Here is a 19,555-nt window from a genome sequence, read left to right as displayed (position 1 = left end):
CCCCAAGTCCAGGACCACGGCCCCCACATTACGTTTCCGGGGCCCCGGCGACCGGGGTCCCGAGGACCGGGGTCCCGCGCACGGCCCCGGCAGGCTGCCTCAGCTGTCGCGGGTCCCGCCCGCGCCCGTGAGGTACGCCGACACCACCACGTTCGCGGTGTACGCGCCGGCCTTCTTGTCGAACGTCCCGCCGCACGTGATCAGCCGCAGCTCCGCACGCGACTTCTCGCGCGGCCCGTAGACCTTCTTCGCGTCGAACCGCTCCCGGCTGAACACCTGCACGTCGTCCACGGTGAATTCGGCGACCGAGCCGTCGCTCCTCGTCACCCGGATCTTCGTGCCGGGCCGCGCCGCGCTGAGCCCGTAGAAGACCGCCGGCTTGGTCCGGGTGTCGACGTGCCCGACGAACAGCGCGGTGCCCGCCGCGCCCGGCTGCACCCCGCGGCCGTACCAGCCGACCGTCTGCGGCGTCTCGTACGGCGGCGGGTCGACCGCCCCCGCGCCGTCCAGCCCGCGGGGCGCGACGGGCGCCGCGATCCCCAGCGAGGGGACCTCGACGCGCCGCGGCTCCGAGGGTTCGAGCGGTTCGCGGGCGGCGGGCAGCGGTACGCCGCCCAGCGGGCGGCCGACCGCGGCCACGTCTCCGGTCGTGGGCGCCGACTGGCCGCCCGAGCCGCCGGTGGCATCGCGGCCCCAGAGCCACAGTCCCAGCAGCAGTACGGCCCAGGCCACCCCGGTCAGCAGCCTGCCGCTGCCCGCGCTGCCCGCCTTGCGGTCCCCGGTGGACATGTCAGTCCGTGTCCCGCGCGGCCGACCGCTGCCGCCGCACGCTCCGGTACGCCACCGCGACCGCGGCGACACCCGCCAGGACCAGACCGATCACCGCGTGGCGGGTGCCGGGGCCCTCCGCCTTGTCGGCGTCACGGCCGTCCGCGGCGAGGACCGCGGCACCGCCGCCGCCCGCCTTGACCGGTGCGACCGGGCTGGCGTGGTGGCTGGGCCGGTCGTGGGTGGGCCGGCTGTGGACCACCTGGACGATGCCCGCGCCGGACCGGCCCTGGCCGTGGCACTTGACCTTGACCTCGTAGGTGCCGGAAGCGGCTTGCGACTTGATCGCCGCCTGCCCGAACAGCGCCGATTTCCGGCCGTCCTGAGCGCCGGCGTTCTGGCTGCCGGACGCACCCGCCTCGCGGCCCGCGGACCCGAACTCGGGGGCGGAGGGACCGACGTCACGCGGCTGACCTTCGTCCTGCGGCCGACCTTCGTCGCGCGGCCGGCCTTCGTCCTGCGGTCGGCCCTCGCGCGGCGGCTGACCTTCGTCGCGGGGGCGGCCCTCGTCGCGCGGCAATTGACCTTCGTCGCGGGGCTGACCCTCGTCGCGGGGGCGCCCCTCCTCACGAGGCTGGCCCCCGTCCTGCGGTCGGCCCTCGTCGCGCGGCGGGGGCGGGCCGTCGTCGCGGCCCCCTCGGCCGTCCCCCCGGCCGTGGAGACCGGCCTCCATGACGAAGACCTCGGACACGGCCGTACCGAACCGGCTGTCGCAGCCGTCGACACGGATCTCGACCTCGCCACCCGGGGCGACGGTCGCCGGGGTGACAGTGACTCGTACGGATTCGCCGGCCTGGGCGGCGGTGGCGCCGAGGACGGGGACGACCACCAGTGCGGCGGCCGCACCGGTGGCACGGAGAGCGAGCAACCCTGAACGCATGGTGAACCTCCTGGTAGACGCCAGGCTCACCCGCGCGGCGGGTTTTCGCATCCGCAGCGGCCGCCCACCTCTCGGCGCACCCCGCTGACCTGCTCAGATACGGTCCACCAGGTCGGCGATCGAGTCAACGACCGTCGAAGGACGGAACGGATAGCGGTCGATGTCGGCCGGTGTGGTCACTCCCGTGAGCACCAGGAAGGTCTCCATCCCGGCCTCCAGACCCGCCAGGACGTCGGTGTCCATGCGGTCGCCGATCATGGCGCTGGTCTCGGAGTGCGCGCCGATGGCGTTGAGCCCGGTCCGCATCATCAGCGGGTTCGGCTTGCCCGCGAAGTACGGGTCCTTGCCGGTCGCCTTCGTGATCAGCGCGGCCACCGCGCCGGTGGCGGGCAGCGGGCCCTCGGTGGAGGGGCCGGTCTCGTCGGGGTTGGTGCAGATGAACCGCGAGCCGCCGTTGATCAGCCGGATCGCCCGGGTCAGGGCCTCGAAGCTGTACGTACGGGTCTCGCCGAGCACCACGTAGTCCGGCTCGTGGTCCGTGAGGATGTAGCCGATGTCGTGCAGGGCGGTGGTGAGACCCGCTTCGCCGATCACGTACGCCGTACCGCCGGGCCGCTGCGTCTCCAGGAACTTGGCGGTGGCGAGCGCCGACGTCCAGATGTTGTGCACCGGTACGTCGAGCCCCATGCGGGCAAGCCTGGCCTGGAGGTCGCGGGGGGTGTAGATGGAGTTGTTGGTGAGGACGAGGAAGGGCTTCCCCGACTCCCGCAACGCCTTGAGGAACTCCGCCGCGCCGGGGATCGGAACCCCTTCGTGGATGAGGACACCGTCCATGTCGGTGAGCCAGGATTCGATCGGCTTGCGCTCTGCCACTGGATTGTTCTCCGCTCTGCTGTGGCCAAAAATGGTGCTCGGTCCGACCCATCCAGCGTAACGAGCGGACGGCAGGACCGCGCACGCGTCCGGGGCGCGGGCGGAGGCGGGGGCGGAGCGGGGACGCGGAGGCGGTCGGGGGCGGCCAACTGCCTCTGAGGGTAGGGATGTTGGGAGCGCCGCCCCGGCCGGGGCGCCCGCGTCTCAGACCCGCCGGGCCCGCCGCCGCCGGAAGGCGACGAACAGCCCGCCGCCCGCGGCGAGCAGCGCACCGGCGGCGAGGCTCCGGGCGAGGGTGCCGCCGGGGCCGGTCGCGGCGAGTTCGGGGCTCTCCGGGCGCGGGGCGGCCGACGCGTCGCCCGGCCGGCGCCCGGGCGCCGGGGTCTCCTCGCCGAGGCCGCCGACCCCGGGGCGCGTAGCGGCGGAGGAGTCGCCGCGGGGGCGGGTGCCGGGGTCGGCGGGGCGGTCGGTGGCGGAGCCGTCCGGGCGCCCGGTGGCGTGGCCGCTGGGCCGGCCGGCCGGCACGTCCTCCTCGACGCCGGGGTCGGTGTCGTCGTCCACGCGACCGACCGAGAACCGGTAGGAGTTGGACTTCCCGACCCAGTCCCCGTCGTCCCCGCGGCGTTGCACGGTCGCGGAGTTGACCTCGATCGTGTTGGGCCGGGTGCCCCGGGCGAAGGTGAGCCGGGCGCGGACGGTGACGGTACGCCCCGCCGGAACGGCGAAGCCGGGCGAACCGTCGTCGAGGATCCCGAGCGTCTCGTCCTCGTCGGACCGCTCCAGCGAGAGCGTCCGCCACTTTCCCCCGCCGTCGGACATCTGGAGCTTCACCTGGGAGGGCTTGAGGACCCGGGCCCGGTCGACGAGGACGATCACGGGGTGGATGTCGTGGCAGGCGTCGGCGGTGGTGTTGGTGAGGTCGAGGTACCAGGTGCCGGGTCCGCCACCGGCCCGGTAGGAACGCGGGCCGCCGTGGATGCGGGTGTCGATGGGGAAGTCGGGGTCGGACGCCTTCCCGCAGCGCGGCTGCCGGCCGGCCTCGGGCCCGGGGAGGAGGAGGCCGCGGCCGGCGGGACCGGCGGCCCCGGCGGGCACGCCGAGACCGACGGGGCCGGGGCGCACGGCGAGACCGACGGGCCCGGCAGGCGCGGCGACCCCGGGCGTACCGACGTGTCGCGCGGCCCGCACGAGGGCGACCACGCGCGCGGCCCAGGCGGTACGGGCGGCGGCGCTCCCGGCACTCGCGGTGTTCGCGGCGCTCCCGGTGTTCGCGGGGGCCGCGTGGGTGGTCGTGGGCAGGTCCGGCATCGCGGCCTGGGCCGGGGGCGCCAGGGCGGGGGCCACCGCGGTCGCCGCGATGACTCCGAGCGTGGGGGCGAGGGCACGTCGCAGTCGCATGGGGTCACGGCCTTTGCTGCTCGCGAAGCGGTCAGGACACGGACGGTGCCCGACGCTGCCACGCGCGACCCCCACCGCCCGGGCACCACGACACAGAACGGTATGAAAGTCGTACGAATACACCCGATCAGCCGAGCCGCAGCACCCCGCCCCGCCGCAGCCACGGACCCACCCACCGTGCCCAACCCGACCGGCCACGCCCCGGCAGCGCTGAACGCGGTCTCCCACACCGATGACCAAGCCGGCCCCGCCGAGACCGTCCACCTGGGCGTCTTCCGGCGTGAGGCGCTGGAGCGGGCCGGCGGCCACAACCCGTGCCCGGCAACCCCGTACCGCCCCTCACCCCAGCTCGCGCCACCCCCCTCACCCCAGTTCGGCGCCCCGCCCCCGTCCGAACACCGGAGCCAGCACCAGCTGCGCCGCCCCCTCCGCCACCGGGTACGCCCCTTCGGCCCTCCCCACCGGGACCACCGCGCCCCGGCCCCGTTCGGCGACCGCCGCCCCCACGCCCCGTACGAAGCGCTCCTCGTGCGCGGCGATCGTCCGGCCGCCGAGCAGCACCCGGTCGATGTCGAGCAGCCCCACCAGGTTGGCCGCCCCCGCGCCGAGCACGCGCGCCGCCTCCGCCAGGTCGCCGCGCGCGACCGCCGCCAGGCACAGCGCCTCGATACAGCCCCGGTTGCCGCAGTCGCACGGCGGCCCGTCGAGCTGGATGACCTGGTGCCCGAACTCCCCCGCCCCCGTGCGGACCCCCCGGTGGAGCGCGCCGCCCAGGACCAGGCCGGCGCCCAGCCCCGTACCGAGGTGGAGGTACGCGAACGAGTCGCCGGGTCCCCGCAGGGCGAGGCCCAGGGCGGCGGCGTTGGTGTCCTTGTCCAGGACGACCGGCAGCCCGAGGCGTGCGGCGAGCGCGTCGCGCAGCGGGTAGCCGTCCCACGCGGGGAAGCCGGTGACGCGCCCGAGCACGCCGGTGCGGTGATCCAGCGGACCCGGCAGCGCGACCCCGACCCCGAGCAGCCCCCCGCCGGCCACGCCCGCACGCGCCCCCGCGTCGACCCCGGCGACGACCTCCCCCTCCCCCACCACCGCGCCCACCAGACACCCCACCTGCGCCACCGCCGCCGCGACGACCTCCGCCGCCCCCGCGCCCAGGTCGAACGGAACCGTCCGCGCGCCGGCCACCGCCCCCGCCAGGTCCACCAGCACCGCCGTCAGCTCGTCGCGGTCCAGGTGCAGGCCGACCGCGTAGGCGGCGGACGGCACGAGCCGCAGGACCGTCCTCGGCTTCCCACCGGTGGACGCCCGGCGCCCCGCCTCGACGACGAGCCCCTCCGTACGCAGCCTCGCGGTGATCTTGCTGACGGCCTGCGGGGTCAGTCCCGTACCCTCGGCGAGCTCCAGCCGGCTGATGCCGGCCGCCCCCGCCGTCCGGAGCAGGTCGAGCACCAGCGCCGCGTTGTGCCCCCGCAGCACGGGCAGGTTGGCCCCCGGCCCGGCAAGCGCACCCGCCGGATGCCGGAACCCGGCGCCCGTACCGGCACCCGTACCGCCGCCCTTACCTGCGCCCGCACCGCCGGCGACACCGCCGCCCGCACCGCTCCCCGCGCTCTCCGTGTCCACGTCCACCCCGCCATTCTCCTCCGCTCTTGCACTTTGGCAACAGCGTTGCTTAAGTAGGCGTATGACTGATACCGGGACCGGCACCGCCCTGCGCGTCGCCCTTGTGGGCTACGGCCTCGCGGGCTCCGTCTTCCACGCCCCCCTGATCACCGCGACCGAGGGCCTGGTGCTCGACACGATCGTCACCTCGAACCCCGAGCGCCAGGAGCAGGCGCGCGCCGAGTTCCCCGGCGTACGGTTCGCGGCGTCGCCGGACGAGCTGTGGGCGCGCGCCGACACGCTCGACCTGGTGGTCGTCGCCTCCCCCAACAAGACCCACGTCCCCCTCGCGACCGCCGCGCTGCAGGCCGGCCTGCCGGTGGTCGTGGACAAGCCGCTCTCCGGATCCGCTGCCGACGCGCGGGAGTTGGCCGCGCTCGCCGAGTCGCGGGGCCTGCTGCTCTCCGTCTTCCAGAACCGCCGCTGGGACAACGACTTCCGCACGCTCGCCCGCCTGATCGAGGCCGGCGAGCTGGGCGACGTACAGCGCTTTGAATCGCGGTTCGAGCGGTGGCGTCCCCAACTCAAGGGCGGCTGGCGCGAGTCCGGTTCGGCGGAGGAGATCGGCGGGCTGCTGTTCGACCTGGGCAGCCACATCGTCGACCAGGCGCTGGTCCTCTTCGGACCGGCGGTACGGGTGTACGCGGAGTCCGACGTACGGCGCCCCGGCGCGCGGGCGGACGACGACACCTTCCTCGCGATCACCCACGCGAACGGCGTCCGCTCCCACCTGTACGCGAGCGCCACCACCGCTCAACTCGGCCCGCGTTTCCGGGTGCTGGGATCGTCGGCGGGCTATGTGAAGTACGGCCTCGACCCGCAGGAGGCTGACCTCCGCGAGGGCCGGCGGCCCGGCACGTACGCACCCTGGGGAGTGGAACCCGCCTCGATGTGGGGCCGGATCGGCTCCGGGGAGTCCCCCGCGACCGGGGGCGGCGAACCGGTGGAGACGGAACCGGGCGACTACCCGGCGTTCTACGCGGGGATCGCCACCGCGCTGCGCGAGGGTACGGCTCCGCCGGTGTCGGCGCACGAGGCGGCGGCGGCCCTGGATGTCCTGGAAGCGGCCCGGCGCTCGGCGCGCGAGGGCGTCACGATCGATCTGGAGGCCCACGCATGAGCACCTCTCCCGCCACCCCTCCCTCTGCCCCCACCGCGGCCGAACTCGAAGCGCGGGAGGCGGAACTGACCCTCCGTCACTTCACCCACGACGACGCGTGGGCGCTCGGCACGCTCCTCGTGGAGCTGGCGAGGGAGCGGCGGGCGCCGGTGGCGATCGACATCCGCCGGGGGCCCCAGCAGCTGTTCCACTACGCGCTGCCGGGCTCGACGGCCGACAACGACGCCTGGATCGACCGCAAGCGGCGGGTGGCGGAGCGGTACGGCGCGAGCTCGTTCCTCGTCGGTACGCGCTTCCGCGAGAAGGGCACGACGTTCGAGGAGTCGTCGCGCCTGGACCCGGACCTGTACGCGGCGCACGGCGGCGCGGTCCCGATCACGGTCGAGGGCGCGGGCGTCATCGGCACGGTGACGGTCTCCGGGCTGCCGCAGGCGGAGGACCACGCGATGGTGGTGGAGGCGCTGGCGAAGCTGGCGGCCCTGTCGGGAGAGTGACGGGGGGGAGCGGGGACACGCACGGGGGCGGCTGACCCGAGCCCGCCCCGCACGCGCCCGGCCGGGGCGGGCTCCAAGTCCGAGCCCGCCTCTGCCAGGCCCTACCAGCCCCCGCCCCCGACGTCGCGCCCTACGCGCCCTTGAGCTGCTGCCGCTGCCGGCCCAGCCCGGCGATCTCCAGCTCCACCACATCGCCCGGCCGCAGGTACGGCTTCGGCTCGGGCTGCCCGAGCGCCACGCCCGCCGGGGTCCCGGTGTTGATGACGTCACCCGGGTAGAGGGTCATGAACTGGCTGACGTACCGCACCACTTCCCCGACCCCGAAGATCTGGTCCGCCGTCGTCCCGTCCTGCTTGACCTCGCCGTTCACGCTGAGCTTCATCGCGAGGGTCTGCGGGTCCGGCACCTCGTCCGCCGTGACCAGCCAGGGGCCGAGCGGGTTGAACGTCTCGCAGTTCTTGCCCTTGTCCCACTGGCCCCCGCGCTCCAACTGGAACTCGCGCTCGGAGACGTCGTGCGAGACGGCGTACCCGCCGACGTGCGCCAGCCCCTCCTCCACGGAGTCCAGGTAGCGGGCGGTACGCCCGATCACCACCGCCAGCTCGACCTCCCAGTCGGTCTTCACGCTGCGGCGGGGGACGAGGACCGTGTCATCAGGTCCGACCACTGTGTCCGGAGCCTTGAAGAAGATGATCGGCTCGGTGGGGATCTCGGCCCCGGTCTCGCGGGCGTGGTCGTGGTAGTTCAGGCCGATGCAGACGATCTTGCCGATGCGCGCGACGGGCGCCCCGATGCGCAGACCGCCCTGGTCGATGACGGGCAGGTCGCCGGAAGCGGCCGCGGCGCGCACCCGCTCCAGGGCGGCCTCGTCGGCGAGGAGCGCGCCGTCGATGTCCGTGACCAGGCCGGAAAGGTCCCGGAGGGTCGTACCGTCCTGGTCGAGCAACGCCGGGCGCTCCGCCCCCGCCGTACCGACTCGCAACAACTTCATTGGTGTTTCTCCCTCTGGTCGAGCGGGGTAGAACTGAGCCGGGTCGGGCCGGGTCGGCCGAACGGGGCGGGCCCCGGGCCGGGTGTCCGGGGGTGGCCCGTCCCGGGGACACAGCCGCAGGCGGGCCGTTCGATCCTCCAAGACATCGGATCACTGTGCAAGCCCCGGTTCATCACCTGGACCGACCGGCAGCCCTGACCGGACCGACCGGCAGCCCTGACCGTCCGCCGCCTCACACCGGGCTGGCCAGCGCCCCCGCCAACGGCATGTCGCGGTAGAGGAAGTAGCGCTCGGCGGCCGTCCATGTGGTGCTCGTCACGACGTACAGCGCGGCCGCCAGCGGCACCACGGCGACCGTGAAGAGCGTCGCGAAGGACATCAGCGGCATGAACTTCATCATCGTGGCGAGCCCGGCGACCTGCTGCCCGTCCGGCCCGGCGGGCGTCGCGGGGGCGGGCGCGGCCGCCATCTGCCGCTTCATCCGGCGATAGTTGAAGGTCGCGACACCCGCGACGATCGCGAAGAGGACGGCGTACACCGCACCCGCCGGACCGAACAGCCCGCCGTGAGCGAGCGCGTCGGCCCAGCGGCCGTGGAGCGGGGCGGCGAAGAGGGAGTGGCCGAGGAGTTCGTTGGCCCGGCCGCCGATCTCGCTACGGGAGAACAGGTGGTACATCAGGAAGAACGCCGGCATCTGCAACAGGCTCGGCAGGCAGCCCGACAGTGGCGAGACCTTCTCCGCCGTGTGCAGTTCCATGAGCGCCTTCTTCATGCGCTCGGGGTCCTTGGCGTGCTTCTTGCGCAGCTCCGCGATCTGCGGGGCCAGCCGGGACCGGGCCTTCTGCCCGCGCGCCGACGCCCGGGAGAGGGGGTGGATCGCGAGCCGTACCAGCAGGGTGAAGAGGATGATCGCCGCCGCGGCCGCCCCGTGGTGGAAGACCGGCTGGAGCAGGTCGGCGAAGTTGCCGACCAGGTCGGCGAAGACGGACATGAAGACGGACATGGTGAGCCCTCCGAGGGGTCTCGTCGTGCCGGACGAATGGGAATGCGGCAGGACGATCCGCGCGGGGACACCGAGGTGGGGAGGGGGCGCCAGGGAACAGCGCCGCCATGTCTCAGCACTCAAGCACTGGAGCGCTCAAGCGGTGGTGATGGAGGGTGGTGGGGGTCGGTGAACCCTTACGCGGCCGTCGGCAGAGGACGGCCGGGCGCTCGGGGCCTGGTACGGCCGGAGGCGTCGGGATCCCGTTGCGGGAGGAAGGCGGTGCGCTGCTCGCGGTCGCGGATGGCGGTCCGTACCCGCTGACGCGGTACGACGGGCACGGAGCGCGCGCTGAGGTGCGCGCACACGGCGAGGGCGGAACCGGCCGCGGCGGTGGCGGCGAGGGCGACGGCGGCGGAGAGGCTGCCGGCGTCCAGCAGCATGACCTCGGTGAGGAGGAAGAGCAGCAGGCCGGAGGAGCGCAGCTGGCGCAGCGCGGTACGGACCATCACCTGCCACCTCTCGTCGGCACTCCAACCGTTATACAGGATCGGCCGTGGGCTACACCCGGTCCGTGGCGAGCGGCCGGAGCAGCCGGCGTGGGTGCAGGAGGGCCCGGCACACGGGGTCCGCGGGATCCTGGTCGAGGTCGGGACCCGGGAGCATCTCGACGTCGTGCGGCGGTACGGGCACGGCGCAGGCGGAGCACTCGCCGTACGGACCCAGTTCGGTGCCGCACGCGGCGTGGGTGAAGATCCTCAGGTGCCCGGCGCCTTCGACCTCGCGGCCCCAGACGCTGAGCGCGCGCACGGTGGGCCAGAGGGCGAGCCCGCGTTCGGTCAGGACGTACTCGTCGCGCGGCGGGGTGTCCTGGTAGCGGCGCTTCTCCAGGACGCCGGCCCGCTCCAGGCTCTGGAGGCGCGCGGCGAGGACGGCGCGGGGCACGCCGAGGTGGGTGAGGAAGTCGTTGTAGCGCCGTACGCCGTAGAAGGCGTCGCGGACGATCAGGAGGGTCCAGCGCTCGCCGATGATCTCCAACGCGCGGGCCATCGAGCACTGCTGGGCCGTGTAGTCCTTCCCGAGAGCCATGCGGTCACCTTAACAAGGTCGGGTGGGGTTGGTTCATTGAAGAGACCGACCATGCTACGCTCGGCACCGATCGCTTGGGTTCGTTGAACGAACCCACTCGGCCCCGGTCCTGGCCCCGGCAGGGAAAGGCCGGGGCCGGGAACCGCCCGAACGGGAACGCAGCAACGGACCGCAGGGGACGACAGACGTCATGGCCGCATCATCGAAGACGGACACCGGCGAGCAGGCCGCACAGGAACCCGTACCAGGGGCTGCCGACGCCACCTCCGCTTCCCTCCCCACCCACTCCGCCTCCCCCTCCCCCGCCCCCGCGCGGCTCCCCACCGCCACCCTCGCGGTCACCAGCCTCGTCACGATGGTCGCGTTGATGAACTACACGACCCCGATGCTCAGCCTCCCCACCCTGACCGCGCAGTTCGGCACCCCGCTCTCCGCCCAGGCGTGGCTGCTCAACGGCACCCCGCTCGGTCTCGCCGCCCTGCTCCTCGTCGCGGGCAGCCTCGCCGACGACTACGGCCGGCGCCGGATCTTCCTCATCGGCACCTTCGCGCTGGGCGTCAGCACGGCCCTCGGCGCGCTGGCGGGCGACAGCCTCTTCTTCACCCTGGCCCGGGTCGCGCAGGGCGCGGCGAGCGCGGCCGTCATCGCGAGCAGCCTCGGCCTGCTGGTCCACGCCTTCCCGGCCGGGCACGCGCGGATCAGGGCGACGGGGGTGTGGGGCGCGTTCGTCAGCGGCGGGATCGCCCTCGGCCCGCTCCTGGCCGGCGCCCTGAACAGCACCAGCTGGCGCCTGCCGTACGTGATCCTCGGCGCGGCCGCGCTCGGCACGGGCGCCTACGCCACCCGCGTACTCACCGAGTCACGCGCCCCGCACCGCACCCGCCCCGACCTGGCGGGGGCGCTGACCCTCGCGTTGGCCCTCGTGGCGCTCCTGAGCGCGCTCACCCTGGGGCGGGACGGCTGGCTGCGCGCGCCGGTGCTGCTCCTGCTGGCGGCGGCCGTCGTGCTGACCGCGGTGTTCGCGGTGGTGGAGCGGCGTACGGCTGCCCCGCTCATCGACCTGGGCCTGCTGCGGCGCCCGCTCTTCCAGGCGGCGACGGTGGGCGGGCTGTTCACGGGGCTCGGGGTGATCGGGATGATGAGCTACCTGCCCTCGCTGCTCCAGGTGACGATCAAGCTGTCGGCGCTGGGCGCGGCCTGGCTGTTCGTGCTGTGGGCGGGCACCGCCTTCGTGGTGGCGCTCCAGGCGCGGCGGCTGAGCGGCCGGGTGGCGGCGCGCCACCAACTGGCGTTCGGGTTCGTCCTGCACGCGGTGGGGGCGCCGGGGATCATGGTGGCGCTGGACGCCGGGTCGCTGGTGGGCCTGCTGCCGGGGCTGTTCGTCGCGGGGGTGGGCAGCGGCCTGCTGAACGCGGCCCTGCCCCGCCTGTCGGTCGAGTCCGTCCCGCCGGAACGCGCGGCGATGGGGTCGGGGGCCAACAACACGGCCCGCTACATCGGTTCGGCGGCGGGCGTGGCCCTGATGATCGCGGTGGCGACGTCGGGCGGCACCCGCGAGGCGGGCGCGAACGCGGCGATCCTGGTGGCGACGGCGCTGTCCCTCGTGGCGGCGGCGCTGGTCCTCGTACTGAAGGACCGCACCCCGCACCCGTAAAGCCGCACTCCCCACTCCCCCGGGTCACCCCGGTCCCCCCACCTCTCCACCACCCTGGGTCGGGACGGACCCACGGCAGTACGGTGTGGACCATGCGCCCCGACATGCCTGCTGACCACACCACGGAAGCCGAGCGCCTGCTCCGCACGGCGGCCCAGTACCCGGAGGACCACGAACCGCTGCTCCTCCAGGCCGCCGCCCACCTGGAACTGGCCGGCGCCCGCGACCGCGCCACCGGGCTCTACGACACCCTCCTCGCCGCCTCCCCCGACCGCCCCCACCTGGTGAAGGCCCTCAAGGCGGCCAACCTGTGGGAGTACGGCCACGAGGCCGAGGCCCGCGCGATCATCGACGGCCTGCGCGCCGCGGCCCCGCTGGACCCGGCCCCGTGGGAGATCGTGGCGGAGACCCTGGAGGCCCACGACGAACTCGAAGCGGCCCTCGACTCCTTCACCGCGGCCCTCGACCTGCTCCTCACCCCTGGCGAGGACGTCCCGTACCGCACCCAGTCCCTGCTGACCGGACGCCACCGCGTACGCCGCCTGCTCGCCCTGGAACACGACGCCTGGGACACCCTCGCCGACAGCCTCCACCGCGCGACCGTCCCCCTGGACGAACTGCACGACCCGAAGCGCCTCTGGTCCCTGGGCTCGGACAACCCGGCCGAACTCCAGGCCGAGATCACCCGCCTGCGCGCCGAGTTGGGCTCGTACCGTACGGCCCTCTCCCGCCCGTTCCCGGTGGCGGTCCTCCACTGGCCGACCCCGGAACTGCGCGAACTCCTCGCGGCCTACCCGGCGCTCACCACGGAGTACCCCACCGAGGAAGCCCACCTGGCGGCCCTGGAGTCCTCCCTGCGCGACCTGGCCGCGACCGGCACCCCGAACCTGGGCATCGTCACCGGCACGGTCCCCTCGTACGAAGCCTTCGCAGCCTCGGAAGCCGCCTCCCCCGAGGACCCCGACCTCCTCCCCCAATACGCCACCACCCTCGCAGCCCGAGGCCGAGCCACCCCCTGGCCCCCCACCAAAACCGCCCCCTGCTGGTGCAACTCAGGCACCCCCTACAAGGATTGCCACGGCGCCCCACTGCCTTCCTGATCGCCCGGACAGAACGATCACTCGGGCAGAACTCGGCCACCGACAACTGTGAACCGCCTCGGACCGAGGCGTGCAGGAGACATGAACACCCAAGCGAAGCCGTCGTCGCCCGCCGTCTCGTCGCGGATGAGTCGCCAGGCGCGAAGGGACACGAAGCCCGAGGTGGCCGTCAGGAAGCTGCTGCACGCCTCGGGCTACCGTTACCGACTCAACGTCCGGGTGCCCGACATGCCACGGCGGACCGTGGACATCACCTTCTCCAGGGCCAAGGTCGCCGTTTTCCTGGACGGCTGCTTCTGGCACGGCTGCCCGGAACACGCGACGCAGCCGAAGTCGAACGCGGAGTGGTGGCGGGAGAAGCTCGACCGGAACATGGCTCGCGATCTCGAGACCACGGAGCACATGACGGCTCTCGGCTGGACCGTCCTACGGTTCTGGGAGCACGAAGCACCTGAGGCGGTCGCCGCCCGGGTCGCGGCCACCATCAGCAGGAGCGGTCCCGACGACGCACGACGACGCGAGGGGGAAGACCGATGAGACGTCTACGGTCCGTGGATGTGTGCTCGGGCGCGGGTGGCCTGGCCCTTGGGCTCGAACAGGCCGGATTCGATCCCGTTCTGGTTCTCGACCACAAGCCTGTGGCGTGCAGGACCTTGCGTACGAACAGGCCGTCGTGGCAGGTCCTGGAAACGGATCTCCTCGATTTCGACCCTGTGGAGCACCAGGAGACCTACGACGTGGATCTGCTCTCCGCCGGGCTGCCCCGCGTGAGATCCGCGGCGACCCGCGGCCGGCCGGGAAGCACCACCGAACAACGGCTCCTGGAGGCAACGATTCTCCTGGTGCACGCGGTGCAGCCACGCGCACTCCTCGTCGAGAACGTCCCGGACCTGGTGGACGGGCCCGAGTTCGCCGAGGTGAGGGACTTCGCCCGGAAGGAACTGATCCACCTGGGTTACGAGTTCCACTGGTTCGTCGTGAACGCCGCCGACTTCGGGGTTCCGCAGGACCGCAAACAGGGTGTGCTGGTCGCCGTCAAGGACGGTGGGGTCGAGACCTTCCGACCGCCCCGACCGACCGTCGACGGCCCTGTCACCGTGGGAGAGGCACTGCACACCTCGATGTCCGCGCGTGGGTGGACAGGAGCCGACGCATGGTCGGCTCTGGCCGACAGTGTCGCCCCGACGTTGGTGGGCGGGTCGGACAACCGCGGAGGAGCCGACCTGGGGCCGACCGGAACGAAGAAGGCCTGGGCCCGGATGGGCATCAACGGCGGAGCCCTGAGCGACGAGGTCCCGGATCCCGACGGGGTGCAGGAGTCGGACACGTCCGACTCCACGCTCAAGAAGATCACGGTGGAACAGGCCGCCGTCCTCCAGGGCTTCCCCGACGACTGGCGCTTCGCGGGCGGGAAGACCGCCCGCTACCGGCAGATCGGCCATGCCTCGCCGCCCCCGGTGGGGCGCGCGCTCGGAACGGCTGTCGCGCGCGCCCTCGGGCTCTGACGCACGCTCGGGCGACACCGGGGGAGGATCGGGCCCGCCCCTTCCCCGGCGGCCCGAGCCGTTCGGATCAGTCCTGGGATGCCGTACGCCCCCGCACGACGGCGTCCTGGAACAGCTCGCCGAAGCGCTCGACCAGAGCGGCCACCGCCTTCTCGGGGACCGTCCCGTCCTCTGGTCCCCGCGGTAGGGATCTCCTGGGCACGGGGGGAGCCGACGCCGCACCCGCCACCCACTCGTCCAGAGCTCCGTCGTCGCGCTCCTCGTCCTCCGCGAGCACGTCGTAGAACAGTGTGCTCGCGGCCGCGTTCGCGACCACGGCCAGGGCGTTGACCTCGCGACCCGTGCGGGCCACGCCTTGTTCCACCAGGGCGACCACGGCCTGCGCGGTGGGCCGGTGATCGATGATGTCGAGCCTCAGCACCGTGTTGAGCACGTCCTGAATCCCGCAGGCCACCACCACCGGCGCGTAGTCGGGTCCGTTCCTGAACAGTTCCGCCGCCCACCACAGTCGGGAGAACGCCTGTGTGTGGTGCGCCCCGTGGAAGCGACCGGACGGGACCATGGGGGGCCCGCCGTCCGACCCTGTCGCCGGCAGGTGCCTCCACAACACGTAGTCGGGCGCGACAGCCGCGGCGAGATGGTTCCAGATCCCTTCGTCGGCGGCTTCCCTGCGCGTGAGCCGCAGAGCGGCGTGCAACCTCGGAGCCAGCCACGCGTCGGCCCTCGTGCGTGTGTCGTCCCTGTAGAGGTGCATGACGTCGTCGACGAGGTCGCGTACCGGTTCGACACGCATTCTCACGTCGTCCTCGGCCGTGGCGGTGACGGAACGGCCCAGCTCGATGTAGGGCGGCTCCTCCCGGCCCGACCTGACCCCCGAACCGATGTACTTGACCGCGTTGAGGTCGGCGAGCGAGGCGATCCGGTCGGGAAGTGGATCCGGTCTGTCGATCACGCCTTGTTCTCCCTCTGGGACATGTCGAGCACACGCAACGCGGTACCGAGGTTCCTGGCGACCTTCGCCCGACGGGCCGCCGCGTAGTTGATACGTGGTTGGAGTTCGTTCCAGCCGGACGACTCGCCGCGGCGTGCGTGGATCTCGTTCAGGGCATCGATTCCGGACATGCCGGGCAGCACGTCGGAAAGCATTCCGTTCAGTACGGCGTCTCGCCAGCCGCCCGGCCACTCGGGGTTGCCGTCCGCGTCCAGTTCGAGATCGCTGACCGCGGAATGGAACACCGCCGTCCATACGTCCGTGGCGATCTGGGCGGCGAGCATGTCCCTGATCCCTCGCTCCAACGGACCGCCGCCGGAGTTGAGCAGTTCGGAGATGCCTTCGAAGCCGGTGTTCACATGGACCGTCGGAAGGTCCCCGGAGGTCTCCACCAACCAAGGGGCGTCCTTGAAGGCCCTGAGCCACTCGTGCGGACCGTCGGCGAAGTCGACCTCGTCGACCTGCAACTCGCTCCGTCGTACCGGGGTCCGCGCGGTGAGGTCGACCGTCCACTTCTCCTCGGAGGTGCCGATGACTCGCCCCGCCACCCCGTCGACGGTCGCCACCACGGTCACCGACAGTTCGGCCTGGCTTCGATGATCGGCCCTCCGCAGCCTGATCCGACCCGCCCATTCGGCGCCACCTTCGCCCTGTCTCCGAAGAACGGCGGTCGTACGGGTGTTGGTCGCCTTCTCCGTGAGCACGGCGACCACGGCCACGTCGGACCACGGACCCTCCTCGATCTCCTTCATCGGCAGGGTGGCCGTGAGGGCGATCCGGGAGGACTTCCAGTCGTCCCGCTCCACCTGGTGGAGCGCCACGACACGCTCCTCCCCGGAGAAGACCGACGTGTGCAGGCTGCGTTGGTCCTGCTTCACCGCCGTCACCCTGAACGTGACCTTCCCGGCCGGTGTCGGATACGGAAGTACTCTCATGCCGCTCCGCCCTTCGGCTTCTGAAGATCGACCACGAGGCCGGCGAGGGCCGCGCGCACGGGGTGGGAGGACACGTCCGTGGTCGCGGTGAACGTGGCTGTCCGCGCGCCCGCCGCGAAGTGCAGGACGCCGTCGACGACACGACAGTTCTCGACGGCCACGACCTTCGACCAGCCGACCGAAGGCCTGCCGCCCGATCTCACCTCGAAGCGGGCCACCGGACTCATGACCCATGGATCCTGCCGAGCGGGGAGGTTGACCTCGGCCTCGATCTGCCACGCGCCCTCGTCGTCCACGAAGGCGTCGATGTCCAGAATCGTCGGGAAACCGCCGCCGGCCGCTCTGGGACCGGCAGCGGGCGTTCCGTCCAGTCGCAACAGGTCACGAAGTGCCTTGGGACCCTCCTGCGTCTGTTCCTTACGACGCCCCACCAACTCCCTGACCGCGCTGTTGGCCGCCCTGGTGAAGTCCGCGATCCGACGGTGCGCCGTGGGTGAGTAGCTGGCCCGGAGCTCCTCCGTCTGTGCCCACTTGTTGTGCTCGGGCGGCTCCGACGCCCTGAGGAACGCCTCGGCCCGGTCCGCCTCGACCGTGTCGGGACCGGCCGCGTGTCCGGCCAGCAGGACGGCCTGGAAAGGGCTGGTGCCCAGCGGAAGATCGGGTACCCGGACGGATCTGACCTTCATACGACTTCCTCGCATGCTGACCAGGTGGTTGGGCCTGCCGTCGGCGTCCTCGGCCGCCGTCACCAGCAGCACCGCCTCGTGCTCGACCGGCTTGCCCCGCCCGCGCAGGGCGGGGACCTTCAACATGACCTTGGCCATGGCCACCTGACCGACCTCGGTCAGCCGATCGACGGTGTCTCCGTCGAAGTACGCCTTGAGGGCCCGTGTACGCGACGGCTGCGCGAGGTGCGGTTCGACCCGCTGTTCCTTCACGAGCACGTTCCCGTTGCGCAACGTACGTACAGAGGCTTCGAGCAACGGAGCGACGGTGGCGCCGGACGTCATGGCGGCCCAGAAGTTGGCGGCGAGCGCGCCCACCAGTTTCTTGTGCATCGCCTGGACCGATTCGTCCTCGTCGCCCTCGTCGTCCGTCGGGTCGTTCGACCCGCTCGCCACGTCGTGGGCCCCGACGATGAGGAAGGAAGTACCCGGTTCTCCGCTCTCGCGCGTGAGGTGGAGGCGCTCGACCGTCTCGTCGTCGGCCCACCAGGACCGGGCGACGTTCTCGCTGCCCGAGGCGGTGTCCGGCTCGCCGAACCATGCGGGGCCCGCCCACGCCTCTCCGCCCACCACCCGCCACGGCAGATCGAGGCGTCCGATCAGCCGCTTCTCGGAGCGCCCCTCGTGGGGCTCGGCGAGGGTGGAGTTGATGAGTACGAGTCCCAGGCGACTGGTGGCCCACAGGGTGGCCTTGCCCAGACCGTAGGAACCGCCCGCGCCCTCGTCCGACTTGTGGCTGTCGAGCTGACGTCGCACGACCGCGGCGAACCGACCGTCCTCGTAGTCGTCCCCCGTGAGACCCGACGCGTTGTAGTCGTCGACCTTGAGCAGCACCAGCCGGTCCCGCTCGTTCATGTCGCGGAGGCCCTCCGCGATGATTCTGCCGACCTTCTGTTCCTGGGCGGCCGCGGCTTCGTAATGCGGGCGTAGGGACTCCCATCCGATCGCTTCGCGAAAGCGATCGAGATGTTCACCGCTCAACTCGTGCAGGGTGTAACGAACGCGGACCGGACGCTTCCGGTCGAGTCGCTCGTCCAGACTGTTCTGGGTCGCCTCGCGCGCGAGCACCTCGACGTCAGCCTCGAAGGCGAAGGCGGCGGCGTTTCCGAACTCTCTCCCGCCGTCGGCGTAGGCAGGTCGGTGGTACCACGAGGCCGGCTTGCCGGTCACGGCGTCCGTGGTGCGGGTGTGGATGGTTCCGGAGTCGGTTCCGATCGCATCCGCAATCAGGCGCATCGTGTCCTCACGCGGCACGGCTCGTCCGGTGATCCAGGCGGAGACGGCCGCACGCGTCAGACCGACGCGTTCACCCAGCTCCGCCTGGCTCATGCCCAGACGCTTCAACTGCCGCGCGAGCCACGGGCCGAAGTCCTCTCCGACGTCCAACGTCCACACTCCTCAGCTGCCGTTCGACATATCAGGAAGCACCACGCTACACCCTCATTTGACAGTCGCACCAAGCGACAATCCTGGTTGACAACGGCTCGGCGCCCCAGGACAGTTCCTACTGCCAGGATTTCCTGAAATTCCGATCCGCCACCCGATGTTCCGCCGTGAACCTTTTGCCCCACATGTGCCGTTCGCGCACATCGCCCGAACCGAAGTGTCACCAACTCCCCCCGGACGGGCGGACTTTGACTCCCAAGGCTCCTTGACCCCGCCTAATCACAACGCTATCGTCTTCGAACCACCGCACCACGAACTTCTCGGGAAACCCTCGAGACGCATATCCCTGTTTGCTGTGCCCGATCGCAGGATCGGCCAGCTCCGCATGCTTTCTCGCACCTCTCCACGACTTCTCCTCCGCCCTCCAGGCCATCCCCCGGAATGCACTCCTCCGTTTTCTGTGCGTTCGGCCGCGACACACGTGAACCATCAGCATTTTCGATCTGCCGTGAACCCGAACCGATTCAGGGATGGCCCATGCCGGACAATGAAGACTCCGAATTCCTCGACGCCTACGATTCGTTCGACGACCCGCAGCTCCGGGCCGACTTCCTCGAAGCCCACGGCCGGACCTTCGAGTTCATCCGGAACGCACGCCGCAGGCGCGAAGCCGCGCGCCGGGAGGCGAAGAACCCCGGGGTGACGCCCGACGCCCCGCGTGTCGTCCCCCTCGTCCCCCGTAAGTCGCGCAACCGTCGTCGGCCCGCGCCGCCCCGGACCCGCCCTCGCAACAGGAACTCACTGCGCCGTCCGCGGGTCTCCCGCACCTCGTTCCGTACCAGGACGGTCATCATCGTCATCGTTCAGCGGTAACCCGACGGACCGTCAGGTCGCACGTCTATCGTTCACTCGGGGGGTCGGCCATGCCCGAACACGGCCGCCCCC

19 protein-coding genes are annotated in these 19,555 nt (G+C 72.2%); 7 read left to right on the top strand and 12 right to left on the bottom strand.

Going from position 1 to position 19,555, the window contains the following annotated elements:
* Positions 1-99: 99 nt before the first annotated feature.
* The 5 genes from HA039_RS22385 to HA039_RS22365 all read right to left on the bottom strand — a co-directional run bounded on the left by HA039_RS22385 (position 100) and on the right by HA039_RS22365 (position 5,605).
* Positions 100-789: a class F sortase gene (locus HA039_RS22385; RefSeq protein WP_167032753.1), complete on the bottom strand. Its 690-nt coding sequence runs from the start codon at positions 787-789 to the stop codon at positions 100-102.
* 1 nt (position 790) lies between these two features.
* A complete protein-coding gene (locus HA039_RS22380; RefSeq protein ID WP_167032751.1) occupies positions 791-1,708 on the bottom strand; it encodes a hypothetical protein in 918 nt (305 codons plus the stop codon).
* A gap of 93 nt (positions 1,709-1,801) precedes the next feature.
* A complete protein-coding gene (locus tag HA039_RS22375; protein WP_167032749.1) occupies positions 1,802-2,581 on the bottom strand; it encodes an HAD-IIA family hydrolase in 780 nt (259 codons plus the stop codon).
* 204 nt (positions 2,582-2,785) lie between these two features.
* Positions 2,786-3,979, bottom strand: coding sequence for a hypothetical protein (locus tag HA039_RS22370; RefSeq protein ID WP_167032748.1), 1,194 nt, complete (start codon positions 3,977-3,979; stop codon positions 2,786-2,788).
* Between the two features lie 363 nt (positions 3,980-4,342).
* Positions 4,343-5,605, bottom strand: a complete 1,263-nt coding sequence (locus tag HA039_RS22365; protein WP_425086372.1) for an ROK family transcriptional regulator — start codon at positions 5,603-5,605, stop codon at positions 4,343-4,345.
* Positions 5,606-5,660: 55 nt separating this feature from the next.
* Here HA039_RS22365 and HA039_RS22360 point away from each other — a divergent pair, with 55 nt between their 5' ends.
* Entirely contained in the window at positions 5,661-6,758 is a 1,098-nt protein-coding gene (locus HA039_RS22360) for a Gfo/Idh/MocA family protein (protein ID WP_167032746.1), read from the top strand.
* On the top strand, positions 6,755-7,252 hold the full coding sequence (locus HA039_RS22355) for a heme-degrading domain-containing protein (protein WP_167032744.1): 498 nt from the start codon (positions 6,755-6,757) through the stop codon (positions 7,250-7,252). Before HA039_RS22360 ends, HA039_RS22355 begins: the two co-directional genes overlap by 4 nt.
* Positions 7,253-7,382: 130 nt before the next feature.
* Here HA039_RS22355 and HA039_RS22350 read toward each other — a convergent pair whose 3' ends face one another.
* The 4 genes from HA039_RS22350 to HA039_RS22335 all read right to left on the bottom strand — a co-directional run bounded on the left by HA039_RS22350 (position 7,383) and on the right by HA039_RS22335 (position 10,314).
* Positions 7,383-8,243, bottom strand: a complete 861-nt coding sequence (locus HA039_RS22350; RefSeq protein WP_167032742.1) for a fumarylacetoacetate hydrolase family protein — start codon at positions 8,241-8,243, stop codon at positions 7,383-7,385.
* Between the two features lie 232 nt (positions 8,244-8,475).
* Positions 8,476-9,246: a YidC/Oxa1 family membrane protein insertase gene (locus HA039_RS22345; RefSeq protein ID WP_167032740.1), complete on the bottom strand. Its 771-nt coding sequence runs from the start codon at positions 9,244-9,246 to the stop codon at positions 8,476-8,478.
* Between the two features lie 176 nt (positions 9,247-9,422).
* Positions 9,423-9,734, bottom strand: a complete 312-nt coding sequence (locus HA039_RS22340; RefSeq protein ID WP_167032738.1) for a DUF6412 domain-containing protein — start codon at positions 9,732-9,734, stop codon at positions 9,423-9,425.
* A 52-nt stretch (positions 9,735-9,786) separates the two neighbouring features.
* Positions 9,787-10,314: a winged helix-turn-helix transcriptional regulator gene (locus HA039_RS22335; protein ID WP_167032736.1), complete on the bottom strand. Its 528-nt coding sequence runs from the start codon at positions 10,312-10,314 to the stop codon at positions 9,787-9,789.
* Positions 10,315-10,504: 190 nt separating this feature from the next.
* Between HA039_RS22335 and HA039_RS22330 the strand changes: the two genes are divergently transcribed.
* From HA039_RS22330 to HA039_RS22315, 4 genes are all read left to right on the top strand, one after another.
* Positions 10,505-11,968: an MFS transporter gene (locus tag HA039_RS22330; protein WP_167032734.1), complete on the top strand. Its 1,464-nt coding sequence runs from the start codon at positions 10,505-10,507 to the stop codon at positions 11,966-11,968.
* Between the two features lie 92 nt (positions 11,969-12,060).
* A complete protein-coding gene (locus HA039_RS22325; protein ID WP_167032732.1) occupies positions 12,061-13,068 on the top strand; it encodes an SEC-C domain-containing protein in 1,008 nt (335 codons plus the stop codon).
* A gap of 81 nt (positions 13,069-13,149) precedes the next feature.
* Positions 13,150-13,605: a very short patch repair endonuclease gene (locus HA039_RS22320; RefSeq protein ID WP_167032730.1), complete on the top strand. Its 456-nt coding sequence runs from the start codon at positions 13,150-13,152 to the stop codon at positions 13,603-13,605.
* Positions 13,602-14,573, top strand: a complete 972-nt coding sequence (locus HA039_RS22315; RefSeq protein ID WP_167032728.1) for a DNA cytosine methyltransferase — start codon at positions 13,602-13,604, stop codon at positions 14,571-14,573. The genes HA039_RS22320 and HA039_RS22315 overlap by 4 nt, the downstream gene beginning before the upstream one ends.
* 67 nt (positions 14,574-14,640) lie before the next feature.
* Here HA039_RS22315 and HA039_RS22310 read toward each other — a convergent pair whose 3' ends face one another.
* The 3 genes from HA039_RS22310 to HA039_RS22300 are packed head-to-tail and all read right to left on the bottom strand — an operon-like array spanning position 14,641 to position 18,610.
* A complete protein-coding gene (locus HA039_RS22310; protein WP_167032726.1) occupies positions 14,641-15,525 on the bottom strand; it encodes a DUF6339 family protein in 885 nt (294 codons plus the stop codon).
* Positions 15,522-16,499, bottom strand: a complete 978-nt coding sequence (locus HA039_RS22305) for a hypothetical protein (RefSeq protein ID WP_208298685.1) — start codon at positions 16,497-16,499, stop codon at positions 15,522-15,524. The genes HA039_RS22310 and HA039_RS22305 overlap by 4 nt, the downstream gene beginning before the upstream one ends.
* Complete coding sequence (locus tag HA039_RS22300; RefSeq protein ID WP_167032724.1) at positions 16,496-18,610, bottom strand: helix-turn-helix domain-containing protein; 2,115 nt, start codon at positions 18,608-18,610, stop codon at positions 16,496-16,498. The genes HA039_RS22305 and HA039_RS22300 overlap by 4 nt, the downstream gene beginning before the upstream one ends.
* A 537-nt stretch (positions 18,611-19,147) precedes the next feature.
* On the opposite strand from HA039_RS22300, the gene HA039_RS22295 reads away from it, so the two are divergent.
* Positions 19,148-19,483 (top strand): hypothetical protein, encoded by a 336-nt coding sequence (locus HA039_RS22295; protein WP_167032722.1) that lies wholly within the window; start codon positions 19,148-19,150, stop codon positions 19,481-19,483.
* Positions 19,484-19,555: the final 72 nt, after the last annotated feature.

It is taken from the genome of Streptomyces liangshanensis (assembly GCF_011694815.1).
In the GTDB taxonomy this organism is placed as follows: domain Bacteria; phylum Actinomycetota; class Actinomycetes; order Streptomycetales; family Streptomycetaceae; genus Streptomyces; species Streptomyces liangshanensis.
The sequence above is the reverse complement of the archived record's forward strand: the minus strand, read 5'-3'. Positions and strand labels throughout refer to the sequence as shown.